At 34.6% G+C, this 26,395-nt stretch carries 22 protein-coding genes, 1 tRNA gene, 1 pseudogene and 1 riboswitch; of the genes and pseudogenes, 15 read left to right on the top strand and 9 right to left on the bottom strand.

The window, feature by feature from the left end; all coding sequences use genetic code 11:
• Window positions 1-148 precede the first annotated feature (148 nt).
• The gene (locus tag NQ499_RS09715; protein ID WP_259848493.1) at window positions 149-2,461 is read left to right on the top strand and encodes an FAD-dependent oxidoreductase; all 2,313 of its coding nucleotides are present in this window, start codon (window positions 149-151) and stop codon (window positions 2,459-2,461) included.
• A gap of 2 nt (window positions 2,462-2,463) precedes the next feature.
• Window positions 2,464-2,808, top strand: a complete 345-nt coding sequence (locus NQ499_RS09710; protein WP_006505078.1) for a hydrogenase maturation nickel metallochaperone HypA — start codon at window positions 2,464-2,466, stop codon at window positions 2,806-2,808.
• A gap of 36 nt (window positions 2,809-2,844) precedes the next feature.
• On the opposite strand, the gene NQ499_RS09705 is transcribed toward NQ499_RS09710, so the two are convergent.
• Window positions 2,845-3,231, bottom strand: coding sequence for a MerR family transcriptional regulator (locus tag NQ499_RS09705; protein ID WP_006505079.1), 387 nt, complete (start codon window positions 3,229-3,231; stop codon window positions 2,845-2,847).
• Between the two features lie 104 nt (window positions 3,232-3,335).
• Here NQ499_RS09705 and NQ499_RS09700 point away from each other — a divergent pair, with 104 nt between their 5' ends.
• From NQ499_RS09700 to NQ499_RS09680, 5 genes are all read left to right on the top strand, one after another.
• A complete protein-coding gene (locus NQ499_RS09700; RefSeq protein ID WP_006505080.1) occupies window positions 3,336-4,205 on the top strand; it encodes a DUF362 domain-containing protein in 870 nt (289 codons plus the stop codon).
• Between the two features lie 173 nt (window positions 4,206-4,378).
• On the top strand, window positions 4,379-5,719 hold the full coding sequence (locus tag NQ499_RS09695; protein WP_006505081.1) for an MATE family efflux transporter: 1,341 nt from the start codon (window positions 4,379-4,381) through the stop codon (window positions 5,717-5,719).
• 23 nt (window positions 5,720-5,742) lie between these two features.
• Window positions 5,743-7,848, top strand: a complete 2,106-nt coding sequence (locus tag NQ499_RS09690; protein WP_006505082.1) for an SWIM zinc finger family protein — start codon at window positions 5,743-5,745, stop codon at window positions 7,846-7,848.
• A 94-nt stretch (window positions 7,849-7,942) separates the two neighbouring features.
• Window positions 7,943-8,374, top strand: a complete 432-nt coding sequence (locus tag NQ499_RS09685) for a MarR family winged helix-turn-helix transcriptional regulator (protein ID WP_040389713.1) — start codon at window positions 7,943-7,945, stop codon at window positions 8,372-8,374.
• A 1-nt stretch (window position 8,375) separates the two neighbouring features.
• Window positions 8,376-9,152 (top strand): sulfite exporter TauE/SafE family protein, encoded by a 777-nt coding sequence (locus tag NQ499_RS09680; RefSeq protein ID WP_006505084.1) that lies wholly within the window; start codon window positions 8,376-8,378, stop codon window positions 9,150-9,152.
• An 88-nt stretch (window positions 9,153-9,240) separates the two neighbouring features.
• On the opposite strand, the gene NQ499_RS09675 is transcribed toward NQ499_RS09680, so the two are convergent.
• Entirely contained in the window at window positions 9,241-10,215 is a 975-nt protein-coding gene (locus tag NQ499_RS09675; RefSeq protein ID WP_259848492.1) for an IS1595 family transposase, read from the bottom strand.
• 104 nt (window positions 10,216-10,319) lie between these two features.
• Complete coding sequence (locus NQ499_RS09670; protein WP_040390287.1) at window positions 10,320-11,708, bottom strand: MATE family efflux transporter; 1,389 nt, start codon at window positions 11,706-11,708, stop codon at window positions 10,320-10,322.
• A gap of 236 nt (window positions 11,709-11,944) precedes the next feature.
• Here NQ499_RS09670 and NQ499_RS09665 point away from each other — a divergent pair, with 236 nt between their 5' ends.
• The gene (locus NQ499_RS09665) at window positions 11,945-12,769 is read left to right on the top strand and encodes a YwqG family protein (RefSeq protein ID WP_006507214.1); all 825 of its coding nucleotides are present in this window, start codon (window positions 11,945-11,947) and stop codon (window positions 12,767-12,769) included.
• Here the strand turns inward: NQ499_RS09665 and map are convergent, their stop codons facing one another.
• A complete protein-coding gene (gene map, locus NQ499_RS09660; RefSeq protein WP_040390289.1) occupies window positions 12,770-13,627 on the bottom strand; it encodes a type I methionyl aminopeptidase in 858 nt (285 codons plus the stop codon).
• 286 nt (window positions 13,628-13,913) lie between these two features.
• On the bottom strand, window positions 13,914-15,053 hold the full coding sequence (locus tag NQ499_RS09655; RefSeq protein WP_259848491.1) for a transposase: 1,140 nt from the start codon (window positions 15,051-15,053) through the stop codon (window positions 13,914-13,916).
• Window positions 15,054-15,131: 78 nt separating this feature from the next.
• Here NQ499_RS09655 and tnpA point away from each other — a divergent pair.
• The 3 genes and pseudogenes from tnpA (at window position 15,132) to NQ499_RS09640 (ending at window position 17,978) form a co-directional block, all read left to right on the top strand.
• Window positions 15,132-15,534, top strand: a pseudogene (gene tnpA / locus NQ499_RS13695) (IS200/IS605 family transposase).
• Between the two features lie 78 nt (window positions 15,535-15,612).
• Window positions 15,613-16,272 carry an EFR1 family ferrodoxin gene (locus NQ499_RS09645; RefSeq protein ID WP_006507000.1) on the top strand — a complete coding sequence of 220 codons (660 nt, stop codon included), beginning with the start codon at window positions 15,613-15,615 and terminating at the stop codon, window positions 16,270-16,272.
• A gap of 74 nt (window positions 16,273-16,346) precedes the next feature.
• Window positions 16,347-17,978, top strand: a complete 1,632-nt coding sequence (locus NQ499_RS09640; RefSeq protein ID WP_006506999.1) for an AAA family ATPase — start codon at window positions 16,347-16,349, stop codon at window positions 17,976-17,978.
• 76 nt (window positions 17,979-18,054) lie between these two features.
• Here NQ499_RS09640 and NQ499_RS09635 read toward each other — a convergent pair whose 3' ends face one another.
• The 3 genes from NQ499_RS09635 to pepV form a co-directional block, all read right to left on the bottom strand.
• Entirely contained in the window at window positions 18,055-20,502 is a 2,448-nt protein-coding gene (locus NQ499_RS09635; RefSeq protein WP_006506998.1) for an excinuclease ABC subunit UvrA, read from the bottom strand.
• 59 nt (window positions 20,503-20,561) lie between these two features.
• Window positions 20,562-20,647 (bottom strand) — tRNA-Leu (locus tag NQ499_RS09630).
• A gap of 46 nt (window positions 20,648-20,693) precedes the next feature.
• A complete protein-coding gene (gene pepV, locus NQ499_RS09625; RefSeq protein ID WP_040390228.1) occupies window positions 20,694-22,058 on the bottom strand; it encodes a dipeptidase PepV in 1,365 nt (454 codons plus the stop codon).
• Window positions 22,059-22,178: 120 nt separating this feature from the next.
• Here pepV and NQ499_RS09620 point away from each other — a divergent pair, with 120 nt between their 5' ends.
• The gene (locus tag NQ499_RS09620; protein WP_006506997.1) at window positions 22,179-22,628 is read left to right on the top strand and encodes an NUDIX hydrolase; all 450 of its coding nucleotides are present in this window, start codon (window positions 22,179-22,181) and stop codon (window positions 22,626-22,628) included.
• An 8-nt stretch (window positions 22,629-22,636) separates the two neighbouring features.
• Here the strand turns inward: NQ499_RS09620 and NQ499_RS09615 are convergent, their stop codons facing one another.
• Entirely contained in the window at window positions 22,637-23,137 is a 501-nt protein-coding gene (locus NQ499_RS09615; RefSeq protein WP_006506995.1) for a flavin reductase, read from the bottom strand.
• A 90-nt stretch (window positions 23,138-23,227) separates the two neighbouring features.
• A riboswitch (ZMP/ZTP riboswitch) is annotated at window positions 23,228-23,308 on the top strand.
• A 114-nt stretch (window positions 23,309-23,422) separates the two neighbouring features.
• Here NQ499_RS09615 and NQ499_RS09610 point away from each other — a divergent pair.
• The 3 genes from NQ499_RS09610 (at window position 23,423) to purC (ending at window position 26,384) form a co-directional block, all read left to right on the top strand.
• Window positions 23,423-25,093 (top strand): formate--tetrahydrofolate ligase, encoded by a 1,671-nt coding sequence (locus tag NQ499_RS09610; RefSeq protein ID WP_006506994.1) that lies wholly within the window; start codon window positions 23,423-23,425, stop codon window positions 25,091-25,093.
• A gap of 79 nt (window positions 25,094-25,172) precedes the next feature.
• Entirely contained in the window at window positions 25,173-25,661 is a 489-nt protein-coding gene (gene purE, locus NQ499_RS09605; protein WP_006506993.1) for a 5-(carboxyamino)imidazole ribonucleotide mutase, read from the top strand.
• Between the two features lie 15 nt (window positions 25,662-25,676).
• Window positions 25,677-26,384 carry a phosphoribosylaminoimidazolesuccinocarboxamide synthase gene (gene purC, locus NQ499_RS09600; protein WP_006506992.1) on the top strand — a complete coding sequence of 236 codons (708 nt, stop codon included), beginning with the start codon at window positions 25,677-25,679 and terminating at the stop codon, window positions 26,382-26,384.
• Window positions 26,385-26,395: the final 11 nt, after the last annotated feature.

The following is a 26,395-nucleotide window of genomic DNA, read 5'->3' as shown; positions in this document are numbered from 1 at the left end:
ATCGGGAAAAGTCCATAAAATCAGGACTTCTTTTCGTCGTGGAAAAAGGCTGGGGAACAGGCGCAAAAAAATGAGCATCACCTTACGGTGATGCTCATTTAGCAGGGACTGTCAACTTTCTGTCCTTGACTTTTGAACCAGTTTAGTTGTGACTGATTTTTTTGAACAGATGACAAGATTACCACTAGAAAAGGTCACTCCAATGGTGCCTCCAGGAGGGGCTGGTATTGGAATGCATGTTATTCCAGTAGAAAAATCGATTGAAGCCAATCAGAAAGCGGTGTCTGTAGAAAAGATTTCTCATTGGTTGAATAAGTATGATAAGTATGCTTTATCTCCATGTTCATGTCGTAGGCAACAAAGAGTTCGAGGAGAAGGTACAGGTGATATTGAAGCCGATGTATGTATTGCGGTGGGTGATATGGCTGATTATGTTGTAGAGACAAATAAAGGTGGTCATTACTGTACTTATGAAGAGGTTATTGAAACATTAGAAAGATGTGAAAGAAAAGGTTATGTGCATCAGATTACAAATATTGATGGTGAAGATAAGATCTTTGCGATTTGTAACTGTGCAGCAGGTGTATGTAATGCCTTAAGAACAAGTCAGCTCTTTAATACACCAAATATGTCTGCAAGTGCTTATCGTGCACATGTGGATGTCAGCAAGTGTGTTGCCTGTGGTAAGTGTGTAGAAGTATGTCCAGTAGGAGCTGCAAAGCTTGGACAGAAGCTTTGTACAAAGAAGGGGCCTATTGAATATCCACAAGTGGAATTACCAGATATGATTAAATGGGGACCAGATCATTGGAATCCTGATTTTAGAGATACTGCCAAAGTCAATTGTCATGAAACAGGAACTGCGCCTTGTAAAACAGCCTGTCCTGCTCATCTTCCTGTACAGGGTTATATCAAGATGGCCAGTGTTGGACGTTACATGGATGCTTTAAAGCTTATTAAAGACTTTAATCCATTCCCTGCCGTATGCGGTTCTATATGTAACAGAAGATGTGAACAGGAATGTACACGTGGATTATTGGATGCCCCTCTCGCAATTGATGAAATCAAGAAGTTCATTGCGGAAAGAGAACTTAACGAGGAAGAACGCTATATCCCATTATGTGAAAATGAAGAGGGCGGATTCTATTCTAATAAGATGGCTATTATTGGTGCAGGTCCTGCTGGTATGAGCGCTGCTTATTATTTAAGAATCAAGGGTTATCCTGTCACTGTCTTTGAAAAAGAAGAAAAACCAGGTGGTATGCTTCGTTATGGTATTCCATCATTTAGATTAGAAAAAGATGTCATTGATGCAGAAATAGAAGTACTTAAGGCAATGGGCATTGAATTTAGATGTGGTGTAGAAATCGGTAAAGATATCACTATTGATGGATTACGTGAAGAAGGTTATGAAGCCATCTATCTTGCGATTGGTGCACAAGGTGGTAAGAAATTAAATATTCCTGGAATGAATGAAGAGTATGTTATGACAGGTGTTGATTTCTTAAGAGAAGTTAATAAAGAAGAGAGTAAAGATATGCTTAGTGGTCATGTGGTTGTCATTGGTGGTGGTAACGTGGCTATGGATGTGGCAAGAAGTGCTTTAAGAAGTGGTGCAGTGTCTGTTGACTTATTCTGTGTAGAATCAGAAAAAGACATGCCTGCAAGCCCTGATGAAGTAGAAGAAGCCATTCACGAAGGTATTACAATGCATTGTGGATGGGGTCCTCAGGAAATCAAGGATCACACAATCACATTAAAGAAATGTATATCTTTAAGAGATGAAACAGGTGCCTTTAATCCATCTTATGATGAAACACAAACAGAAAGTTATCCATGTGATTATGTCTTATTATCTGTAGGACAGGATATTATTCCTGTAGAAGGATTAGATATCAATACAAATCCAAATGGTACAATTCAAGCGGATGCCATTACTTTACAGACTTCTGTACAAGATATCTTTACAGGAGGAGATGTCTATACAGGTCCTCGCTTTGCGATTGATGCGATTGCACAGGGTAAAGAAGCTGCTGAATCAATGCATCGTTATGTACATAATGGTCATTCTTTAACTTTAGGTAGAGATTTACACCAGTTTACTCAGCTTGATAAGGACGATATTTTAATTACTTTAGACTTTGATCATTCAAAGAGACAGATTCCAGGTACTAAACAGGGTCTTGCGACAGAAACATTTAGAGATTTACGTTCTACATTTACGTCTGAACAGGTACAAACAGAAGCAAAACGCTGTCTTGGATGTGGCACAAGTGTAGTAGATCCTAATAAATGTATTGGATGTGGTCTATGTACAACTAAATGTGAATTTGATGCAATCAAGCTTACAAGAGATATTCCAGAAGGAAGCAATATGGTAAGATCAGAAGATAAGATGAAGTTCATTCTTCCTTATGCTGCAAAAAGACAGATTAAGATTTTACGTAATAAGAAGAAATAAAAATGCATGAATTAGGTATTGTCGTACATATTGTCAGAACATTAGAAGATGTCGCACAGGAAAACAGCCTCACAGATATCCGCAAGGTCATTTTACAGATAGGCAAGGTCAGTGGTATTGAACCGGACTATTTAGTAGACTGCTGGGAATATTATAAGAAGAAAGTGCCATTGCTTAAGTATTCCACACTTGATTATGAATGGATTGAAGCTATTACAATCTGCCATAACTGTCAAAATACTTATTCTACAATCGATTATGGCAGAGAATGTCCTTATTGTCATAGTGGGAATACTGTCTTAGTGCAAGGCAATGAATGTTTAATTAAAGAAATAGAAGGAGAATAACTCCATACAAAAAATCCTCTCTGTAACACGAGAGGATTATTTTTTATGAATATCTTCTGTACCTGCTTTTATGGCAGTTTCATAATACCAGAGTTTATGATCAATTGTTTCTAGTTGTTTTTCTAACTGTCGCATTTCTTCTAATACAATCTCTTTTCTTCTCACAAAGAGTTGATAACGTTCTTCTAATGATTCATCACCACGTTTCACCATTTCTACATATTGTTGCATTTCAGAAATACTCATACCTGTATTCTTGAAACATTCAATAATACGCAGCATAGAAATATCTTTTTCTTTAAAAATACGATAACCTGATTCATTCTTTTCTAAGAAAGGAATGAGACCCATCTTATCATAATAACGAATAGTAGAAACAGGTAAAGACATCATTTCAGATACCTGCTTAATTGTATAAGTCATCGAATCACCTCTTTAATAGTATAAGAAATAATAGAACGTGATTCAATAATTCTTGACCTTAAACCTTGGTTTAACGTTACAATTTTTTTAGAGAGGTGATATAAATGAAATCAAAAGTATTATTTACACGTACAATTTCTCCGGAAATGGTTCTTACTATGTATGAAGAGTTAGGAAAAGAATTAACAGGTCATATTGCGATTAAGTTACATTCAGGAGAAGAAGGAAATCAGAATTTCTTAACACCTGAGTTCTGGGCTCCTATAATCCGACATCTTGATGGGACAGTTGTAGAATGTAATACAGCTTACGAAGGATCAAGAAATACAACAGAAAAACATCTAAAGACAATTGAAAAACATGGATGGTCTCGATACTTTGATGTTGATTTATTAGATGCGGAAGGACCAGATCTTGTATTAGATATTCTAGGTGGTAAAGTGATACAAAAAAACTATGTTGGAAAAGATATTGCAAACTATAATGGCATGCTTGTCTTATCACATTTTAAAGGACATCCAATGGGAGGATATGGAGGTGCTTTAAAGCAGCTTTCTATTGGTTGTGCATCTTCTTATGGCAAAGCATATATACATGGTGCAGGTGTTCCGGAAGATATATGGACAGCAAATCATGATTTATTCTTAGAGTCTATGGCTGATGCTGCATCATCTGTTCATAATTATTTTAAAGATAATATTGTATATATCAATGTGATGAAAAATATGTCAGTCGATTGTGACTGCTGTGCAGTGGCAGAAGATCCATGTATGAAAGATATTGGTATTTTGATTTCTACTGATCCTATTGCTATTGATCAGGCATGTTTAGACCTTGTCTATGCTTCAGAAGATCCAGGTAAAGAACATCTTATTGAACGTATTGAATCAAGAAATGGTGTTCATACTATTGAAGCAGCAGAAGCATTAGGATATGGTTCTAGAGATTATGAACTTATAGAAATCGAGTCATGACAAAGTCACTATATATCTTCTTGTAAATGTGTGACTATTATTGCTGAGATAAAATAAAAATATAGGTAAAAGACAACAAATGGGCGTTGGAAAACCTATATTTTTTTATTGACTTTTGCAATTACATAGTATATAACCTAATGATACTATTCAGATTACAAAGGGGGACTTATATGGAAAATAACGTTACATCAGGAAATATATTAAAACATATCGCATTTTTTGCGATTCCATATCTTTTATCTTATTTCTTACAGACACTCTATGGTATGGCTGATTTATTTATCATTGGGCAATTTAATGCGGTAGATGGTATTACAGCTGTTTCTAATGGCAGTCAGGTCATGCATATGTTGACAGCAATTCTTGTCGGACTGGCTATGGGGGTTACTGTTTCTATTAGTCATGCGGTAGGGGCGAAGAAACATAAACTCGTAGAAAAAACAATAGGCAATACGATTACACTCTTTGCATGCATTTCTATCATTTCTACTCTTCTGTTGCTTATTTTTGTAAAACCACTTGTCGTATTACTCAATGTTCCACAAGAAGCAATGACTGGAACTGTACAGTATCTTGTAATATGTTTTATAGGAATTCCTTTCATCACCGCCTATAACATCATCAGTTCTATATATAGAGGCTTAGGAGACTCAAAAAGCCCTATGTATATTATTGCGATTGCCTGTTTATTAAATATTATCTTAGACTATATCTTTATTGGATTATGTCATATGGGACCGATAGGGGCAGCACTTGGAACTACTGTGTCACAAAGCGTGAGTGTTATTATCGCACTCATCTCGATGAAATATCGTACTTCTGACATTCATATCAAAAAAGAAGACCTTCATCTTCAATCTCAGGTATTTAAACATATTCTAAAAGTAGGCTTTCCTGTCGCAATACAGGATGGATGTGTTCAGATTGCTTTTATGATAATTACTATTATTGCGAATAGTCGTGGATTAAATGATGCTGCTGCAGTAGGTATTGTAGAAAAGATGATCACTGCTATTTTTATTATTCCTTCTACAATGCTTGCGACTGTATCAGCTTTATCTGCACAAAATATCGGTGCCAAAGACTACGGACGTGCTCGTACAGTATTAAAATATGCGGTTATAATTACTACTCTTTATGGAATCATTGTTGCTTTGATTGTAGAATGTGCCGCACCTACACTTCTTGGATTATTTACTAAAGATACTACAGTAATCTTACTAGGTGTACAATATATCAGTTCTTATATTATTGATACAATATTTGCAGGGATTCACTTTAGCTTTAGTGGTTACTTTGCAGCAGATGGAAAGAGCTATATTGGCTTTATTCACAATATTATTGCTATTTCATTAGTCAGAGTACCAGGTTCTTATATTGCTTCTATAATGTATCCTCACAACTTATTTCCAATGGGACTTGCCGCTCCTTTAGGATCATTATTATCAGTGATTATTTGTTTAACCGCATATCGTATATTGAAGAAGAAAGATGAATTAAGTGTGCTATAATTGATTCTAAGAGAGGTACATTTATGGATAAGATAAGATGGAATCAATTGTTCACTCCAAGAACATTAAAGAGAGGATATGAACTCTACCAAAGAGGTGCAGTAGAAGACATTCAACATAATGAATATGCAATCAAAGGAAGCATATTTGACGATGATGACTATTACTCTATTGTTTATTTACGTGATGGAATGATAGAAGATATGGATTGCAGCTGTGAAAATGAAGATGAATATTGTGAACATATTGCAGCACTTCTTTATGCCTATGATCCTAAACAAACATATCAGTTCCATGATTTTCAAGAAGCCGATACTGATGAAAAGTACAAGTCTGTAATCAGAGATATTATTACAGAGAGTCGAAGCTATAAAGAGATGATCAATAAACTCATTTCCTATAAACGCTCAGTTCTTCCTACAATAACCGAAGACTCTCTTGGATCACTTAATTTGGTATTTGAAACATTCTATCTCATTTCATCTATACCTGAAGAAAAAGATGATATCTTAGAAGAACTTAAGAATGATTTAAAAACAATCGTTTCTTGCAGTCATAATAAGAAGACTTTATTAGATGTATTTGAAAGAGAATACCATTTTCATAAGTATGAGAAAGAAGATGAAGAATATCTCACTGAAGTCTTTCTAGAATGTTTTAATGAAACAGAATTATATGAAGACAAGTATCGTATTGTGAATCATATGATTCTAGGTAGTGATGCTTTGAAAGATAACTGGAATGGACGTATGCAATACTCTCGCTGGATATACATAGGATTAAAGATGTTGCAGGAAGCACGTCATTCCCATCAGGACATTCTTCATTTCCTTGATACATATCATAATTATCCACCAGTGTTTATTCAATATGCGAATGCATGTCTAGAAAATAGAAATGATAATAAAGCGCTTGAAGTCGTAGAACTTGGATTAAAGTATTATCAAGAAGATGAAGATTTACTTAAGATGAAAAAGGAGATTTCACCTTGTTTAAATCTTAATATAATAGATTGGGCAGATCAGTTTACAGATGTCATCTTAAAACGCGGTTATGATTACTTTAATAAAGAGAAGGTCAAGAAGCTTTACCAGGAGCCTTATGGTATTGCGGCGGTAGTAGAAGGATCAGAAGATTATCATGTCACAATAGATTTAAAGGATAAACAGGTCACTGGTATGTATTGTGATTGTCCTTATGCTAATAAAGGACATCATTGTAAGCATATGGCAGCTGTATTACTTGCATGTAGTGATTATGAAAATTATGATGATATCAAGGCAAAACTAGATATCGAGTTTATAAAAGAACTCAAAGAACGTATTCATACACTTCCAAGAGATCAATTAGAACAGCTCTTGTTTAATGAAATGAGATTTAATGAGTCTTTACAGCAACGCTTTATTGATCTTATTGAAACAACGACAATTCAAGATAAATACTTAGACTATCTAGTAGAACTGATAGATGATAATGAAGATCATATACCAACACTTTTAAAGAAGTTGAAAAAGTATCTTCGTATCTCTTTAAGTAAACTTATATCAATACGTGATTACCAGACAGCGCATGCGCTTATTGCCTGCACATTAAGTAAAGTCACATGTTTAGATCCGAAGAAAGAAGTCTATGACTTTCTTAAAGATGTCCATGAGTATTTGAGACAACTTATAAACATCTATCCGTCTCAAGAAGAAGCCTTTAATGCAGTGAAGGAACTTTATAGTGACTGCTGCATGCCATTTTATGAAAGTATGATTGATTCAGTACTCTTAAATGATTTTGATAGTAAGCAGTTCTATGATTTGAAGTTTAATCTTATTCATCAGAAGATTCTCTATTCCTCTCTTTATGATGACAGAGAACTCCAAAAGTTTATCTATGAACGTTGGACAAAATATGGTTTGGATTTACTTATAGAATCAGGTAAAGAAGAATCAGTGATTCTTGATTATTTAAGTCAGTATGCAGATAGTGAAGCAGTACAAGTCAATTATGTTGATTACTATGTAAGAAAAGGTCACTATCAGAAAGCACTGGATATTTTAAATGAGCATACAGGTCATGCTTATGAAGTAAAAAAACAAGAAGTTATAGAAGCAATGAATCATCATAAGGAAGTATCTTAAAGACTGCACTCGCAGTCTTTTTTATTGACTTCTTATCGCATAAGATTATAATAGTTCATATATGAACTATCCAAATATGAAAGAAGGTAAGAGCATGTATTTTAATATAGAGTTTCCAAATAAAATGGCTCATGCATATAGTGTAATGTGTAAACCACTATGTCAGAAAATCAAATTACCACAAACAGCTTTTGATATATTGATGTTTTTATCGAATAATCCTCAATATAAGACAGCAAGAGATATTGTAGAAGTAAGAAAAATTAAAGCCAATCTTGTTTCTATAAATGTAGATAAGCTTGTAAAAGAAGGGTATCTAGAAAGAAGAGAAGTGGCAGGAGATCGCCGAAAGACAGAACTCGTATGTACTTCTCAAGCAGATTCTATTATAGAAAAAGGACGCTTAGTTCAGAAAGATTTTAAAGATACATTATTTAATAACATGGATGATTCTATGAAAGAAATATTATTTAAAGGTATGGAAATCATGGAAGATAATCTTGATAGGATATTGGAGGATCAATAATATGACAGTGTTAATGACTATTCTTGTTACATTCTTTGCGGGTATGGGGGCAGGACTAGGTACTGGTTTTGCAGGTATGAGTGCTGCAGCTGTTATAAGTCCAATGTTGATTACTTTCTTAGGAATGAAGCCTTATATGGCTGTAGGAATTGCCTTATCTTCAGATGTACTTGCCAGTGCGGCTTCAGCATATGAATATGGTAAAAACAAGAATCTAGATATTAGAAACGGTTTAATCATGATGGTTTCTGTATTATGCTTTACAGTAGTAGGAAGCTATATCTCTAGTTTAGTACCAGCAGCTACTATGGGTAATTTCTCAGTCTTTATGACAATGCTTCTTGGAATAAAGTTTATTCTTAGACCAGTTATGACAACAAAAGAATCTATGGAAGCAGTCTCTCCTCAAAAAAGAGCCATTCAGTCAGTCATCTGTGGTGTTATTATTGGCTTTATCTGTGGTTTCATTGGTGCAGGTGGAGGTATGATGATGCTTCTTATTCTTACTTCTGTATTAGGTTATGAACTTAAAACAGCAGTAGGAACAAGTGTCTTTATTATGACATTCACTGCCTTAACAGGTGCTGTATCCCATTTTGCGATTGGTGGGACACCTGACTGGGGTGTATGGATTCTATGTGTTATCTTTACATTCATCTGGGCAAGAATTGCGGCGCGATTTGCGAATAAAGCCACTCCAGAAACATTAAATAGAGTGACAGGTATTATCCTAGTTATATTAGGTGTTGTGGTATTTGCATTCTCAATGGTGAAATAAAAAAAGTCTTCTTTACATATGACGTAAAGAAGATTTTTTATTAAGCTTTAAATAGTTTTTTGAATACCCATAATCTACAGGTGACGATTTAAGAGAAGTGTGGAGCAGAAATATTCAGGATATAGACTATCTGCCTATGACTGATAGGAAATGATTTCTGCAGGTACTTCTTGATTTTATCCATAACAGTCTTTCCCATATTTCTATGGTTAAATCTATACTCCTGTTCATTCAGGAATAAAGGCATCTCTCTTTTAGTTATTCCATGATATATCCCAGTAATATTATTTTTAATATTACCAATTATTATATTTAACCAGAGTAGTCTATGATTCTTTTCTTCATAGCTGATTTTCTCGTTCTTTACCTGTATTTCTGTGCCTAATGTATTAAAGCCTTTCTCGCCATCAGTATTAAGCAATGCAGCATGTGATAATACACAGCACTGTTCTATGTTTTTCTTAAGTGACAGACCAGTATAATCATTGATGAGTCTTAACTTAATAAACCGGGGATAGTTATTCTCTTTATCTGTAGATAGAATGCCCAAAACAGGTTGCTGTTCACTTGCACGACCCGCTTTATTCTTGAATTTTGCGCCAATATTAAAGACATCTGCCTCATAGAAAAGGCTGTTGAGCAGCTTGTCTGAATTGCTTAGTGACATAAGAATTCTACACTTGTTTTCAAGAAGAAGTGCAGTCTTATAGTTAACGTCTAGTATTGAACATAAATCTACTGCACTGATTCCTTTATTTTTATTGAAGAAAAGGAAGATACCTAACAGAAGCTTGTATAGATCAAGCTTGCAACTCTGAAAAATAGTGCCTGAAAGCAGTGAATGCTGCTTATGGCATGAGCTGCATTCAAGAACATATGAAGTCTTGGTCTTTCCTACACGCTTGACTAGGTAATACTTATGACAGCCACAACGGTCACATGAAAAGCCTTCAGGCCATTTCATGGATTTGAAGAATTCAATGCAGTTATCAATATTGTTGGAATATTTCTGAGTGAACTGATAAAGAGAAGCTTTCTTAGGCTTTAATACTTTGTTTGACATATGATTATACCTCCATCTGATTTCTAATCTAATTATAGAACAGATGGAAATTTCGTGTGTCCGGTTCAGCTTCATGAACGCCGTTTAATCGGTGCTTATGAAATTTAATTTTCACTAACCTGTGGTTTGTGGGTATTCAAAAATAGTTTTTGTTTAATCCCTTTTAATAGTTTTATACCTACTAAACATGAAAGGAATTCAGTAATAGGAAAAGCCCACCAGATTAGTGTTACACTCATCTGCCCATTTCTTACTAGTAGAGAGAATATATAAGCAAGAGGCAGGATAATAATCATTTGTCTTAATAATGAAATAATAAGTGATTCCATACCACCATTTAATGCCTGATAAATCCCTTGGAAGGCTATATTAATACCTGCAAAGATAAAACTAATAGAAATAACTCTCATCGCACTGATAAAATAATTACGTGATGCATCTGCGTTGAATAATGTTGCAAAAGAGCCAGGGAAGAATTCAGTTATTGCGATACCAATGATCATAAGTACACATGTATAAATTAAACCATATTTAATACCATCTTCAATTCTCTTTTTCTTTCCCATACCATAAGCAAATGCGATAATAGGAGTAATGGCATCACGTAATCCAAAGGCGAGGAATAAGACAAATTGCTGTACTTTATAGAATAATCCATATGCTGTCTGGGCCGAAGGATTGAACTTGAGAATAAGATTTATTGCATAAACCATAATAGACATAAGTGCCTGGGCAATAATGGCAGGAAGACCAATTGTATAAATCTGTTTAATAATAGTGGTATTAGGTGTCATATATACAAGATCATGATCAAACTCTTTATTTAATTTCATATGGAATATAAGTAGAAGTAATGCAGAGACAACCTGTCCAATGACAGTGGCATAAGCTGCTCCTTTTACACCTAATTCAGGACAAGGACCTAACCCATAAATCATAATAGGATCAAGAATAATATTGATAACTGCACCTGCTACCTGTCCAATAGTAGAATAAAGAGAACGTCCTGTTGCCTGTAAAAGCTTCTCAAATATAGAGAAGAAGACAATTCCAAAAGACACTATACAGCATATTCTTAAATAGCTGATACCCATAGTAAGTACTTCTTTATTGACTGTTTGTGATGCAATATATGCCTTAACACCAAAGATACCAAATAATAAGCATAATATATAAATAATACAGGCCAAGAAAAGACTATTACCCGCTACTTTTGATGCTTTCTTTCTGTTGTTTTCTCCTAATGTTCTTGCAAGAAGGGCATTTGTCCCTACACCTGTCCCAATACCAATCGCCACCATCAACATCTGTACAGGGAATACAAGTGTTAATGCATTGAGTGCAGCTTCACTGCCTGTACGCATATTCCCTACAAAGGCACTATCTACAATATTATATACAGCCTGTAAAGCCATTGATAAGATCATCGGAATACCTAATTGAATCATTAACTGATTTACAGGCATCTCTCTCATTTTGTTGTTTTCTGTCATTTTAATCTCCTTTTTAGCTAATAAAAAAGTGTGCAGTGATCCCATAAGCTGGACTTACGCGATTCGCTACACACTTTTTTAATCTATATAAATAAAAAAACGAGTTCATAAACTGGATTTACGCAGAAAATTGCTACTCGTTCGTTTGTTATTATATTTCTTGAATTTTTAAAAGTCAAATGAAAATTAAGTGTAAAGATAAGGGAGATAAACTATAATTGAAGTAGGTGATGACTATGTTTAATACGATGAAATATGCAAGAAAAATAAGACAATATGCAAAAAATGAAATATATCTTCAGTATAAAGAAAAAAAGCCTGATAAGTACTTTAGTAAGCTGGGAGGTAAACCACTTGTACCTAAAGATTTTGTGTGGCCTTATTATACAGGAGAAGACTTTGATGGTATTGTAGAAGAAAGACCATTAACACTTGTTGCTTCTATTAATCTAGAAGAAGCTTCTTTTTATGACGTGGATCATTTACTTCCATCCAAAGGATTGTTATTGTTCTTCTATGATTTGCATACAATGCCAGCAGGACTAGAAGCAAAAGATCAAGGATGTGCAAGAGTCTATTATTTTCCTGATCTAAGTATTTTAGAAGAAAGAGACTATCCCAAAGACTTAGATGAAGAATTCATTATTCCTGAACTCTCATTAAACTTATCACAACAGTTGAGCTTTCCTACATACTGCGAAATAGATGGACTAGATGAAAAGAACTATCAAAAGATATGTAGAAAATATAACCCGTATTTCCTTAAAGAAAATAACTTCAAGTTACTAGGTTATCCGGATATTATCCAAGATGAAATGGAAGGTGATTGTGAAACAATCTATCAGGGATATGATAATTCTTATACAATTACATTAGTGGATCAAAAGAAAATACAAGCCCACAAGCATGAATGGATTCTCTTATTCCAATGCAATTCTATCTGTACAAAAGAGACAGATATCATGTTTGGGGATTTTGGTTCTATCTATTATTGGATCAAAAAAGAAGACCTTAAAAATAAGGACTTCTCTCATATCTGGTTAATATTACAATGTTTTTAACTATTTAGAAATGATTTCTACACCATCTTCTGTCACAAGAAGAGTATGTTCCCATTGTGCTGATAGTTTTCCATCATCTGTATAAACAGTCCAGTCATTATCAGTACCTAGATGGATATGACGTGTTCCCTGGTTAATCATTGGTTCAATAGTAAATACCATTCCAGGAACTATTAATACAGTCTTTTCTTTTGGTGTATAATGATATACATAAGGATCCTCATGCATGGCTTTTCCAATACCATGACCACAGAACTCTTCTACAACACTATATCCATTAGCATGGGCATGCTTTTCAATTGCTGTACCAATATCAGCAATAGTACTTTCCCAAGGCTTTACAGCCTTCATACCTTCTTCAAGACATTCTTTAGTCACTTTTACTAGACGCTGTGCTTCTTCTGATACATGACCTAGCATAAACATTCTTGAAGCATCTGCATAATAGCCATTCACTCCAGTTGTCGCATCCACATTAATGATATCTCCATCCTGAAGTACATAATCTCCAGGAATACCATGACATACTTCATCATTGACAGAAGTACAGATACTCTTAGGATATCCTTCATAATTTAAATCTGCAGAATAACCACCATGACTTGAAGTATAAGCTACAGCCATATCATCAATATCCTGTGTTGTCATACCAATCTGAATATGTTCTTCAATATAGTCTAATAAACCATTATTGACAACAGCTGCTCTTTTAATAGCTTCAATCTGCTTCTCATTCTTAATCATTTTATGATTAGGAATAAGATAACCATGTTTTTTATATTGTTTAAGCTTTTTATCAAAAGCTTCATGACAATCATGATAGTCTAACTGACTACCACACCAGCATTTTCTTTTCATTCTTTTACCTTCTTTCTGTATAAAGTATACACCATTTTTTAAAAAATTACATTGAAAGTTAGTCATATATAACTAGGAGTACACAAATGATTTATTATTTTACAGGAACAGGCAATAGTCGATATATTGCAAGAGAACTACATCAACAATTAAATGAAGATTATATAAGTGTCAACTACCCAGTCGTACTAACGGTTTACACCTCCGACCTTTAACCCCAATAGATATTGCTATCTAAAGTGGCGTTACATCATAGGGTGGTTGACAGCACCCTTTGTAGCAGAGTTTACTCTGTTACAACTGTATTAGGTACTTGGCTATCTGCAAGATAGTTTATTCCCATACGATACAGATTCATAGCTCCAATGCGGTCATCATTAGATTTATAACCACATTTTTTGCAAGTAAACAGATGTATCTTCTTATTGCGGTTAGACTTTTCAACATGTCCACAGCAAGGGCAGCACTGACTTGTATAGCGAGGGTCTACCTTAATAACAGAAGACTGATTCTGTTTTGCTTTGTAGATTAGTTTCTGCTCAAGGTCATAGAAAGACCATGATACAGAAACATAACGATATTTTGTTTTAACACGTTCTGTAGCATTACGAATACCTGACAAATCTTCCAATACAAAGAGAGTGTGCTTTGGGTTGTTTTCAACGAGTGCCTTCGATACCTGATGGTTAATATCCTGCATCCAACGGTTTTCTCGCTGACCGATAGCTTTCAATCTTCGTCTTGAAGATGGCGTATGTCGCATTTGAAGTTCTTTACGAAGCTTGGAATAGTTAGCGCGTTTCTGCTTAATAGCTTTACCACTAACAAATCCAGAGTTATGTTTGCTGTCATAAGTTGCAACAACAAAGTTAATACCTCTGTCGATACCTACAACGTTACAGATGTCAGTAATATTACTTTCTTCAACCTCATAGGTAACTGGTATATGCAGATAGTATTTACCATGCTTATTTACAAGTCTGGCAGTACCAAACTTATAAATCGTATGATCGAAATACTTAGACATTCCATCTGAAAAATAAGACAACTTCACACGACCATTAAGAGTATTGATTGAAAAACAGTTTTGAGTTAAGGAATAATCTCTGTTCCAAACCAAATCATACTGAGGCTTTTTGAACGATGGTTTAATCCACTCATTCTGATTTTCAAGAATGGTCTTATATCTGGCGATAACAGTCTTCAGAACAGACTGCGCCATCTGCGATTTAAGGTTAAACTTTTCTCGTAAAGTAGAATACAAAGCCTTATTAAGTGAAAACTGCTTTAAGTCATGAGTGCGGAATACATAGTCTGAAACATAATTGCAGGCATTACGATCAACAGACATAGTTTCATCAAGCAAAACCTTATCTGCTTCAGCTGCGATTATTTGAATTTTGGCTGTAATAGTCATCTGTTCCATAGATGCACTCCTTTCATAGATATTTCACTATATATTATATCTAATTTATAGAGAAACATCTATATTTTGAGGTGAACTGTGGATAGTAGATATAATCGTCATAACAGACGAAAATACAGCCTGAAAGTACATATAATCCTTGTGACCAAATACCGTAACCAACTACTTAAAGATTCTATCGCCGATGATGCTAAACAAGAGATTCTCCATATAACTAATACTGGCGCTACGAAATTATTGCGATAGAAACTGACAAAGACCATATACATTTCTTATTAAGTTACGGTACAGCAGATAGAGTTTGCGATATTGTCAAAATTGTAAAGCAGGAAACAACATACCACTTATGGCAAAAGTATAGTTCAGTCTTATCAAGACAGTATTGGGAGGAAAAAAAATTTGTCCATATGGTTATTTTGCTTGCAGCATTGGAGAAGTGTCATCAGCAACTATACAAAAATATATTGAAAGTCAGAGATAATAAATAACGATTTACGAGGCTCCTCTCACCGCCTAAAGGCAGTGGGTTTCCGCCTATGACAAACAAAAGGATTTATTTATGAATACACTTATTAGAAATAATGATCATAGCTTACAGAATATCCAAGGAACTTTGGTGTTTGTGGTACCCACTTATGCCTGGAGAATACCTCGTATTGTTGAAGAATGGATTCGTTCGACAGCTTTTAAGGATGTTGAAGAAGTCTATTTTGTGATGGATTGTGGGGGAAATATAGGCAATGCAGGTCATTATAATAGAAAACTATGTGAGAAGAAGGGTTTCAATTATAAAGGTACAATGGAAATCATTATGCCAGAAAACTATCTCGCAATGTTTAATACACCAGAAGATGATGAAGCCAAAAAGATTATTAAACAGGCAGATTCTGTTATTAAACAAGCAGTTTCCTATATCCATCAGCATTTACCTTTTCCTAATATGTCATTACAATTGAAAGACAAGTTCCAATCTTCTATTGTGAATACAGTTTTCTATCCACTTTTTGTGAAAGCAGATGCTTTCTATAGTACGGATGAATGTATTGGATGTGGATTATGTGAGAAATTATGTCCGTTAGAAAATATACAAATAAAGGATCATCGTCCTGTATGGGGTAAGGAATGTACGCATTGTATGGCATGTATTGCGAAATGTCCTAAAAAGGCGATAGAATATGGGAAGAAAAGCAAGGGAAAGAATAGATATTATATTGACTAGGTACAACTTGATAGTTTATCGCTTATTCAACTAGATAGTTATGTTATAATAGTAGAAAAGAAAGGAGTGTCCATATGAGAAAAGCTATACCTTTAGGAGTAGTAGATTATGAAACCTTAAAGAATCAGAATTATTTTTTTATCGATAAAAGTATGATGATTTATGATTTTTTAATGAGAAAAAGTACTGTCACTCTTATTACTCGACCTAGAAGGTTTGGAAAAACAATCAATATGTCAATGATGTCTTCATTCTTTGATATTACTAAAGATTCTAAAGAAATATTCAAAGATACAAAAATTGTTGAAACAGAGTATATATCAGAAATGAATCAATATCCTACAATCTTCATTTCGTTTGCGAATGCGAAGAATGATAAATGGAATGTTGTAAAGGAAATTAAATTACAACTGCGTAAAGAATATGATCGATATGCTCATGTATTTGAACAAAAAATGACTGTATTTGAACAAAACGAGTATGAATCTCTTGTACAAGGGCTAATGACAAAAAATGATGGACTTCTAGATAATATTACCGATGCACTCTCTTTTTTGATGGAACGATTAGAGAAATACTATCACAAAAAAGTAATGGTATTCATAGATGAATATGACACACCTTTTATCGAAGCTCATGTTGGAGGATATTATGAAGAGTTGCGAGGGGGATTATCTTCCTTGCTTCATAATGCATTAAAGACATCTACGAGCCTACATTATGCAATGATGACTGGTATTCAAAGAGTAGCGAAAGAGAACATCTTCAGCGATTTGAATAATCTGGTTGTATGTACAGTAAAAGATCCAGAATATTCTCAATACTTTGGCTTTAAAGAAGAAGAAACGAAGCAAACATTAGAATATTATGATTTATCACTCAATGATGAAGTGAAATCTATGTATGATGGATATCATTTTGGAGAACATGATATCTATAATCCATGGTCTATCTTGAATTATGCTTCTAGAAAAGTATTAGAGCCTTATTGGGTGAATACGAGCAGTAATATAATGATTAAAAAAGCAATATCTAGCAGTGATGAAGCTTTTGAGAGAGGCTATGAGGAGCTTATTCGAAATGGCAAACTCGAAACCACTGTAAAAATGGATACGAGCTTTTTTGAAGTAAACAATACAGAAAACTTGTGGGGTCTTTTGGTTAATGCTGGATATCTCACATTACACAAAACAATATCTATTCAAGATAGCCTGTATATCATAAAAATTCCTAATCAAGAAGTTCAATTAGAGTTTAGAAAACTTACAGCCTATCATTTGAAAGCGACTGAAACAGATCTGACAGTACTATTTAATTCATTAAAACGTTGCAAAAAAGATGATTTTGAAGATAGATATCGAAAGATTTTACTCACATTACCTTCTTATCATGATTTGAAAGATGAAAATAGCTATCATATGATGCTGCTAGGAATGTGTGCCTGGCTTTCTAATGAGTATGAAGTAATCAGTAATCGAGAAGTAGGAAAGGGAAGATGTGATATCATACTAAAATCTAAGAAAAATCAAATATCATATATTCTAGAATTTAAGTATACAAATGATAGTTCAGTTGATTTGAAACAACTCGCAAAATCAGCGATAGATCAAATTGACAGTAGAAGATATGATAGTGAATTAAGTGGAACAGTGATTCGCATAGGACTAGCACATTATCAAAAAAATGTAGAAATTGAATGGCAATAAGAATATCGGATATTATTTCTGATATTCTTTTTTCTATGAAAAAGAGCTGTAACGCTCAAATATTCGTTACAACCTTTCACAAGTATTTTCCAATTTTACTATGCTTATTCTGCTTAATTTCTTCCACAGTTCCCGTCGCAATAATCTCTCCACCAAGTTGACCGCCCTCGGGTCCCATATCAATAATGTAATCAGAATTTCTAATAACATCTAAGTCATGTTCAATCACAATAATAGTCGCTTTTTGATGAATTAAAGTATCAAATACACGAAGTAGTGTCTCTACATCTAATGGATGTAATCCAATAGAAGGTTCATCAAAGATAAAGATGCTTCCATCTTGTACTTTTCCTATTTCTGATGCCAGTTTTAATCTTTGTGCTTCTCCACCAGATAAGGCAGGTGTTGCTTCACCAAGAGTCAAATAACCAATTCCTAAATCCACTAGAACCTGTAGTTTTTCTTTAATCTTCTTACTTTCTTTAAATACATCTAACGCTTCTAAGATAGTAAGAGACATCACATCCTTAATAGAATAACCATGGTACATTATAGAATCCACATCATTGCTGTAACGTGTTCCATCACAATGTTCACAAGTCATTTCTATATCTGGAAGAAACTGTATATCCATAGAAATAGTACCAGTACCTTCACATACAGGACATCTTAACTTACCTGTATTATAAGAAAAATCACCTGCACTATATTGATCACTTAATCTTCCATACAATCTTCTTAAATGATCAAATACACCAGAATAAGTTGCGACAGTACTTCTGACATTATTTCCAATAGGGGACGCATCGATCAAATTAATCTTATTGACCCATGATGCATCCAATTCTTTTACATGTTGAGGAAGTCTTTCGTGATTTAATGAAGCCTTTATAGCAGGATATAACGATTCAAGAATCAATGTTGTCTTACCACTTCCAGACATACCAGTAATTGTAGTAAGAACTCCTTTAGGAATAGAAATATCCAGTGGTTTGACAGTATGTATTGTATCTGTCTTAAGTCTTAAAAAGCCCTCATTAAAAATCTCTTTCTTATTTCTTACAAGAGTTTGATGTAAATCATTGAGATAAGGTCCAATGATAGAATTCTTATCCTGAATGATTTCATCAATAGTACCCTGACTAATTATAGAACCACCATTTTTACCTGCTTCAGGCCCTATTTCAATCATATAATCCGCTTCTTTAAGAATTCTTGTATCATGATCGACCAAAACAATAGAGTTCCCATCCTTAATCAATTCTTTCATAATCGCAATCAAGCCATCTACATTGGCAGGATGTAGTCCAATAGAAGGTTCGTCAAGAACATAAAGAACACCTGTCGTTCTGTTTTTTACAGTACGTGCAAGCTGTACTCTTTGTAGTTCCCCTGTTGATAATGTAGAAGAAGCACGATCAAGAGTCAAATAACCAAGACCTAAAGACAGCAATGCATGCGCATTAATCATGAATTCTTCAAGAATACTAGAACCTATTTCTTTCACATCATCATTAAGGGTATTGATTACCTGTGGAAGCCATGCAGCTAAATCCTTTAAACTCATCGCACATACTTCAGTTAAAGTCTTACCACCTAGCAATGTAGAATTCGCACGTGTATTAATACGAGAGCCATGACAAGTCGGGCATGTCTCTTCCTTAAGGAATTTACTGACACGCTTCATATTCTTTTCGTTCTTGACCTTCTTTAATGCATTCAAGACAGTTGCTTTGGCACTATAGTAAGTAAAATCTAATTCTCCTGCTTCCACGCTCTCTTTATTCTTAGGACGATAGAAAATATGTTTTTTAACCATTGGTCCATCATATACAATATGCTTCTCTTCTTCTGTTAATTCTTCAAAAGGAACATCAGTACGCACACCCATGGCGCGACAGACATCTTTCATCAATGACCACATGAGTGTATTCCATGGCGCCACAGCCCCTTCATCAATAGTTAGATGGGGATCAGGAATCAAAGAATCAATATTAATTGTTTGTACAATACCAGTGCCCTGACAATCAGGACATGCGCCTTGTGAATTAAAGGCATACTCCTGTGCACTTAATCCATTAAATCTTTCGTGGCAGATTGGACACTCAATCATTTCACCTCTCGCTACATTTGTACTCGCAGGTACTCTATGTCCGTTAGGACATAAATAATCTCCACAACGTGAAAATAATAAGCGAATAGAATTCAATAATTCTGTCAGTGTTCCAAAAGTAGAACGAATGCCTGGTATATTAGGTCTTTGATGTAATGCTAGAGTACTAGGAACATATCTAATAGAATCTACTTTGGCTTTTTCTCCTTGAGAGATTCGTCTTCTTGTATAAGTAGATAATGCTTCTAGATATCTTCTAGAACCTTCAGCATAGATGACTCCTAATGCTAAAGAAGACTTGCCACTTCCTGATACACCAGAAATAGCGACAATCTTATTTAGAGGAATATCAACGTCAATATTTTTTAAGTTATGTACCTTTGCGCCTCTTATTTCCATATGATCAATCATACAAAATCCTCCACATAATATAAAAAACTAGCTATCTCTAGCTAGTTCATCTTAATTAATGGTGCGGCCGATGAGATTTGAACTCACACAGACGTACGTCCACAAGTCCCTCAAACTTGCGTGTCTACCATTCCACCACGGCCGCAACTTTGTGCAACTCAAATTATACTTGAGTTGCACATAGAATTCAACTATTTTTTAAGAAGATTATAGAGAGACTGAGCGTAGATAGCAGCTGCAGTTAATAAATCATCTAATGAAATTAATTCATTTTCTTCATGCATATGATGGTTTTTGCCAGGGAATTCACAACCAAAAGCAACACAGTTAGGCATTTTCTTTGCATAAGTTCCACCACCGATAGTCTGAGGACCATGTTCATGATCATTTGTGAACTGTACATATGATTCATGAAGTTTCTGAACTAATTCACTATTAGGATCTACATATAATGCAGGACCAATATCATGTTCTTCACTCAAGCCATACTTATTAACAGCTTCATCTACATTCTTAACAAGTTCATCATTGTCTGAGTCATGAGGAAGACGTAAATCAAGAGTTAATGAACCTTCATTATTTTCATAATCTAAGATACCAAGGTTAACAGTTAAAGCACCCATTTCACCAGTAAATGCGACATTGAACTTTTCACCTAAATAATCATTGTATAAATATTCATCAACGAATTTTGCGTAGCTATTATCAGTTACACTTGCAATATAATGACATAGGTTACTTGCGGCATTATTACCTAACTGAGGCTGAGATGCATGGGCACTCTTACCTTTTAAGAATAAGTGTGTGTTACCATCTACAACTTCTAAAGAACCCTTGAAGTTATTTTCTTTTAAGAATGCATTATATGATTCTTCATAGTCAGTACCCTTTAATACAGCTTTAGCCTGATCTGGTACGATATTCACTACACGTCCTGAATGAATAGAGATTACCTTATCATCATCTGTTTTCCCCTTGATGATGAAATGACAGTTACCTTTTTCACCATATACAACAGGGAAATCAGCATCTGGAGTAAATCCCATCTTTGGATATGGACGATGCTGGAAATAGTAATGCATACAGCGAGAACCATTTTCTTCATTACATCCAAAGATGATACGAACCTTCATCTTCTTTTCAAAATCAAGTTCATTGACAATCTTAGCAGCATAATAAGCGGCAATTAAAGGCCCCTTATCATCAGCCACACCACGACCATAGAGTGTATCTCCATCAAGAGTCATATCATATTCTGGATAATCCCATTCCTGACCTTCAGTAGGTACAACATCTAAGTGTCCAAGAATACCAAAACAGTCTTCTCCTTCACCAATATCAATAGAACCAGCATATCCATCACAATCATCAGTAACAAATCCATCTCTTTGACCAATAGAAAGCATTAAATCAAGCGCTTTACGGTTGTTTTCACCAAATGGCTGATTTTCTTTCGCAGTAGATTCATCAAGAGTTGAAGGGATCAGACATAAGTCCTTTAAATCTTTCAGCATTTCATCTTTATGCTTTAATACTTCTTCTTTGAAATCAATCATTTTATTCACCTCAGTGACTATTATATACAATTTTTGAATTATTTGAAACACACATACTGCACCTTTTTGTAACGTTCGTTCAAGAGTTGTGCTAATATAGTAAAAAGGGGGCAAAAGAATATGGAGAATAAAGACATACAGTTTCATATTACAGTCAAAGGTATTGTGATTTATGAAGGTAAGACATTAATCTTGAAACGTGTGAGACCTTCATCAGATGGACTTGGTTATTGGGAATTACCAGGTGGGGGATTAGAATACGGGGAAGATCCTCACCAGGCATTAGTAAGAGAATTAAAGGAAGAAACAGGACTTGATATTGAAATCATTAAGCCAGTTTATACATTTACGGCTATTAGACCACATTATCAGACAGTGGGTATTGGTTTCTTGTGTATTCCTACAAATGATCAAGTTAAGATTTCATTTGAACATACAGATTATAAGTTTGTGGATGAAGATGAACTAGAGAAGACACTTGACCCACATATCTTTAATGATATTAAGAAAACAATCGAAGAATATAACCAGATAAGAGAATATAATGAACTAAAAAGAGAAGCGAACTAGCGCTTCTCTTATTTCATATAGATCTTTTCAACTTCACAGATATACATTGTATGAAAATCTTTATTAGGATAGTTCTTATCCACAAGCGTTTCATCTAAGAAACATTCAGGCTTGATTGTATCTTCATAGAGTTTCTTTCCCACAACAACAATGTCTGCTTCTTCAAATGTAGGAAGACCTTCAATAAAAGTAGGTGTTAAATCAGTCTTCGCAATCTTATCTCCATCACGTCCAGACTCTCTACCAAGTATTGTTAAATCTTTCATATGTTCTCCATTAAAGAATGAAAGAGTCATCTTATCATTAGAATCTATAAATTCCTTTGTATAACGCTGTGGTCTTACAAAACAAGTCATCACTGGCTTATTCCATAATGTACCCATCTCGCCCCATGAAATAGTCATAGTATTAAATGCGTCTTTATTACCTGCACTAAGTAGTGCCCATTCCTTATTCAATTTATTGAATATTTTTAAATCAAATGTATTTATATCTACTTCTTTAAACATAGTCATTACCTCCGTTTTTATATTATAAACTTATGCCACTATTTAATCAAATTTGTGCTTGTCAAACAATAGGTTATTTGATAAACTACAACTGTATTATACGACTGACGGAAGTGGAATTAACCACATGGAGTATAATTTCTTGAAGAGCCGACCGTCTGGGCAACGTCCTGGACTTAGTAGGCTCTTTTTTTGTTTTTTTAAAAAAATGGAAGCATGCAGGTACCGGATTAGTATATAATTGTTTTAAAAGAAAATAACCTGAAAGAGAGGAAAAACAAAAAAATGTTAACAGACGTAGAAATTGCACAGAGTACAGTCATGGAGCCAATTAAAAATGTGGCTGAAAAGATTGGACTGACTGAAGATGATTTAGAATTATATGGTAAATATAAAGCAAAAATCTCTTTGGAAACTATCAAGAAAGTTGAAAATAATCCAGATGGTAAATTAATCCTTGTAACTGCAATCAACCCAACACCTGCAGGTGAAGGTAAGACAACTACAATGATCGGTTTATCACAGGCATTACATCAGTTAGGCAAGAAATCTGTAGTTGCAATGCGTGAACCAAGTTTAGGTCCTTGCTTTGGTATTAAAGGTGGTGCAGCTGGTGGAGGATATGCCCAGGTTGTTCCTATGGAAGATATCAACCTTCATTTTACAGGTGATATTCATGCCATCACTTCAGCAAATAACTTGATTGCAGCAATGCTTGATAACTCTATTCAGCAGGGTAACCCTTTGAATATTGATACTAGACAGATTGTATGGAAGAGAGTTGTTGACTTAAACGATCGTGCTTTAAGACATATTGTTGTTGGTTTAGGCGGTAAACCAAATGGTGTTCCTCGTGAAGATGGTTTTGATATTAGTGTTGCAAGTGAAGTCATGGGTATCTTATGTTTATCTACTTCTCTTGAAGATTTAAAGGCAAGAGCAGCAAGAATGATTGTTGCTTATAATTATGATGGTGAACCAGTCACTGTTGATGATATTCATGCAACTGGCGCTGTGACTTTATTATTAAAGGATGCCATCAAACCTAACCTTGTACAGACTTTAGATCATACTCCAGTATTTGTACATGGTGGTCCATTTGCCAATATCGCTCATGGATGTAACTCAGTTATGGCTACGAAGCTTGCTATGAAGCTTGGTGATTATGCAATTACTGAAGCAGGATTTGGTGCTGATTTAGGTGCTGAAAAGTTCTTAGATATCAAGTGTCGTCAGGCTGGATTAAATCCAGATGCAGTTGTAATTGTTGCGACTGTTCGTGCATTAAAGATGCATGGTGGTGTCAATAAGAAGGAATTAGGTACTGAAAACCTTGAAGCATTAAAGAAGGGTATTGGTAACTTAACTAAACATATTGAAAATATTAAGAAGTTTGGTTTACCTTGTATCGTTGCTATTAATGCTTTCCCTACAGATACAGGAGCTGAATTAAAGCTATTAGATGATATGTGTAAGGAATTAAATGTTGAAGTATCTATTTCTGAAGTATGGGCTAAGGGTGGCGAAGGAGGCATTGATCTTGCTAACAAGCTATTAAATATCCTTGATACTGAAGAATCTCATTATGCACCAATCTATTCATTAGATATGCCTATTGATGAAAAGATCAAGACAATCGCCAAAGAAATTTATGGCGCAGATGATGTTGTCTTCACTAAGAAGGTGGCAAACAAGATCAAGAAGTTCACTGCTCAGGGCTTAGGTGATTTACCAATCTGTATTGCGAAAACTCAGTATTCTTTATCAGATGATCCTACTTTACTTGGACGTCCTGAAGGATTCAAGGTAACAATCAGTGATTTGATTCCAAATACTGGTTCTGGATTCTTAGTTGCTATTTCAGGAAATATTATGCGTATGCCAGGTTTACCAAAAGTACCTGCTGCCAATAATATGGACATTGATGAAGAAGGTAAAATTACTGGTTTATTCTAATAATTGAGGTCAAGTTTAGGTGAAAGGCCTCTGAGCACCTAGATCATGAAAGTCATAATGAAAATAATGGAGGACTGAAATGAAAGCTGCAGTAATTATGGGTTCTGCCTCTGATGAAGCAAAGGTAGAAAAAGGAATTGCTATATTAAAAGAATATGGCGTAGATGTTGAAGTACGTGCTTTATCTGCACACCGTGCACATCGTGCATTGAGTGAATTTGTAGAAGAATGCAACAACAATGGAACAGATGTTATCTTAACAGCTGCTGGTATGGCTGCTGCCTTACCTGGTGTCGTTGCTTCTATGACAGTGTTACCAGTTATTGGTATTCCAATTAAAGGTGCAAGTTTAGATGGAATGGATGCCTTATTATCAATTGTTCAGATGCCTTCTGGTATCCCAGTTGCAACAGTTGCAATTGATGGTGCTAAGAATGCTGCCTGGTTAGCACTTGAAATCATGGCAATCAAATATCCAGAATTAAGTGAAAAATTAAAGAACAACCGTCAGGCTATGGAAAAAGCCTGCTTAGATACAAATAACGAAATTTCAGAAAAATATAGATAAGAGGAGAAAACAACAATGGAAAAGAAAGAATTAATGTACGAAGGAAAAGCTAAGGAAATTTTTGCAACTGATAACGAAGATGTTATCTTAATGCATTATAAGGATGATGCAACTGCAGGTAATGGTGTAAAACATGATCAGTTTGCTGGTAAAGGTGTATTAAACCACACTATTTCAGGTATTATCTTTGACATGTTAGAAGAAGCTGGTATCAAGACTCATATGATTGAAAAGTTAAATGATACTGATGATTTAGTTAAGAAAGTAGAAATCTTCCCACTAGAAGTAATTGTGCGTAATATTACTACAGGTTCTTTCTGTAAGAGACTTGGTGCTAAGGAAGGTGTTGTTTTAGCAGAACCAATTTTTGAAATTAGTTATAAGAATGACGAATATGGTGATCCATTAATCAATGAAGACCATGCTGTAGCTTTAGGTCTTTGCACTAGAGATGAATATAACACTATCAAATCTGAAACATTAAAGATCAACGAATTACTTAAAGCTTTCTTCTTAAGATTAAACTTAAAGCTTGTAGATTTCAAAATCGAATTTGGTAAGACTAAAGAAGGCGAAATCGTATTAGCTGATGAAATTTCACCAGATTCTTGCCGTTTATGGGATGTAGATACTAACAAGAAGTATGACAAAGACGTATTCAGACAGGATATCGGTGACTTAATTGAAACTTATAAAGCAGTTCTTGCAAGAATGGAAAAATAATAGATAAAAGG

Source organism: Catenibacterium mitsuokai, from assembly GCF_025148785.1.
Lineage (GTDB): Bacteria > Bacillota_I > Bacilli_A > Erysipelotrichales > Coprobacillaceae > Catenibacterium > Catenibacterium mitsuoka.
Note: the sequence above shows the minus strand (reverse complement) of the source record. Positions and strands in the feature narration are given on the sequence as shown.

Bases quoted from the DNA above. Each gene is read 5' to 3' on its own strand.
- NQ499_RS09655 (WP_259848491.1), bottom strand. From the start codon at position 15,053: ATGGAACAGATGACTATTACAGCCAAAATTCAAATAATCGCAGCTGAA.
- NQ499_RS09615 (WP_006506995.1), bottom strand. From the start codon at position 23,137: ATGTTTAAAGAAGTAGATATAAATACATTTGATTTAAAAATATTCAAT.
- map (WP_040390289.1), bottom strand. From the start codon at position 13,627: ATGAAAAGAAAATGCTGGTGTGGTAGTCAGTTAGACTATCATGATTGT.
- purC (WP_006506992.1), top strand. From the start codon at position 25,677: ATGGAAAAGAAAGAATTAATGTACGAAGGAAAAGCTAAGGAAATTTTT.
- NQ499_RS09695 (WP_006505081.1), top strand. From the start codon at position 4,379: ATGGAAAATAACGTTACATCAGGAAATATATTAAAACATATCGCATTT.
- NQ499_RS09635 (WP_006506998.1), bottom strand. From the start codon at position 20,502: ATGATTGATCATATGGAAATAAGAGGCGCAAAGGTACATAACTTAAAA.
- NQ499_RS09685 (WP_040389713.1), top strand. From the start codon at position 7,943: ATGTATTTTAATATAGAGTTTCCAAATAAAATGGCTCATGCATATAGT.
- pepV (WP_040390228.1), bottom strand. From the start codon at position 22,058: ATGATTGATTTCAAAGAAGAAGTATTAAAGCATAAAGATGAAATGCTG.
- NQ499_RS09710 (WP_006505078.1), top strand. From the start codon at position 2,464: ATGCATGAATTAGGTATTGTCGTACATATTGTCAGAACATTAGAAGAT.
- NQ499_RS09665 (WP_006507214.1), top strand. From the start codon at position 11,945: ATGTTTAATACGATGAAATATGCAAGAAAAATAAGACAATATGCAAAA.
- NQ499_RS09675 (WP_259848492.1), bottom strand. From the start codon at position 10,215: ATGTCAAACAAAGTATTAAAGCCTAAGAAAGCTTCTCTTTATCAGTTC.
- NQ499_RS09705 (WP_006505079.1), bottom strand. From the start codon at position 3,231: ATGACTTATACAATTAAGCAGGTATCTGAAATGATGTCTTTACCTGTT.
- NQ499_RS09620 (WP_006506997.1), top strand. From the start codon at position 22,179: ATGGAGAATAAAGACATACAGTTTCATATTACAGTCAAAGGTATTGTG.
- NQ499_RS09610 (WP_006506994.1), top strand. From the start codon at position 23,423: ATGTTAACAGACGTAGAAATTGCACAGAGTACAGTCATGGAGCCAATT.
- NQ499_RS09700 (WP_006505080.1), top strand. From the start codon at position 3,336: ATGAAATCAAAAGTATTATTTACACGTACAATTTCTCCGGAAATGGTT.
- NQ499_RS09640 (WP_006506999.1), top strand. From the start codon at position 16,347: ATGAGAAAAGCTATACCTTTAGGAGTAGTAGATTATGAAACCTTAAAG.
- NQ499_RS09645 (WP_006507000.1), top strand. From the start codon at position 15,613: ATGAATACACTTATTAGAAATAATGATCATAGCTTACAGAATATCCAA.
- purE (WP_006506993.1), top strand. From the start codon at position 25,173: ATGAAAGCTGCAGTAATTATGGGTTCTGCCTCTGATGAAGCAAAGGTA.
- NQ499_RS09670 (WP_040390287.1), bottom strand. From the start codon at position 11,708: ATGACAGAAAACAACAAAATGAGAGAGATGCCTGTAAATCAGTTAATG.
- NQ499_RS09690 (WP_006505082.1), top strand. From the start codon at position 5,743: ATGGATAAGATAAGATGGAATCAATTGTTCACTCCAAGAACATTAAAG.
- NQ499_RS09680 (WP_006505084.1), top strand. From the start codon at position 8,376: ATGACAGTGTTAATGACTATTCTTGTTACATTCTTTGCGGGTATGGGG.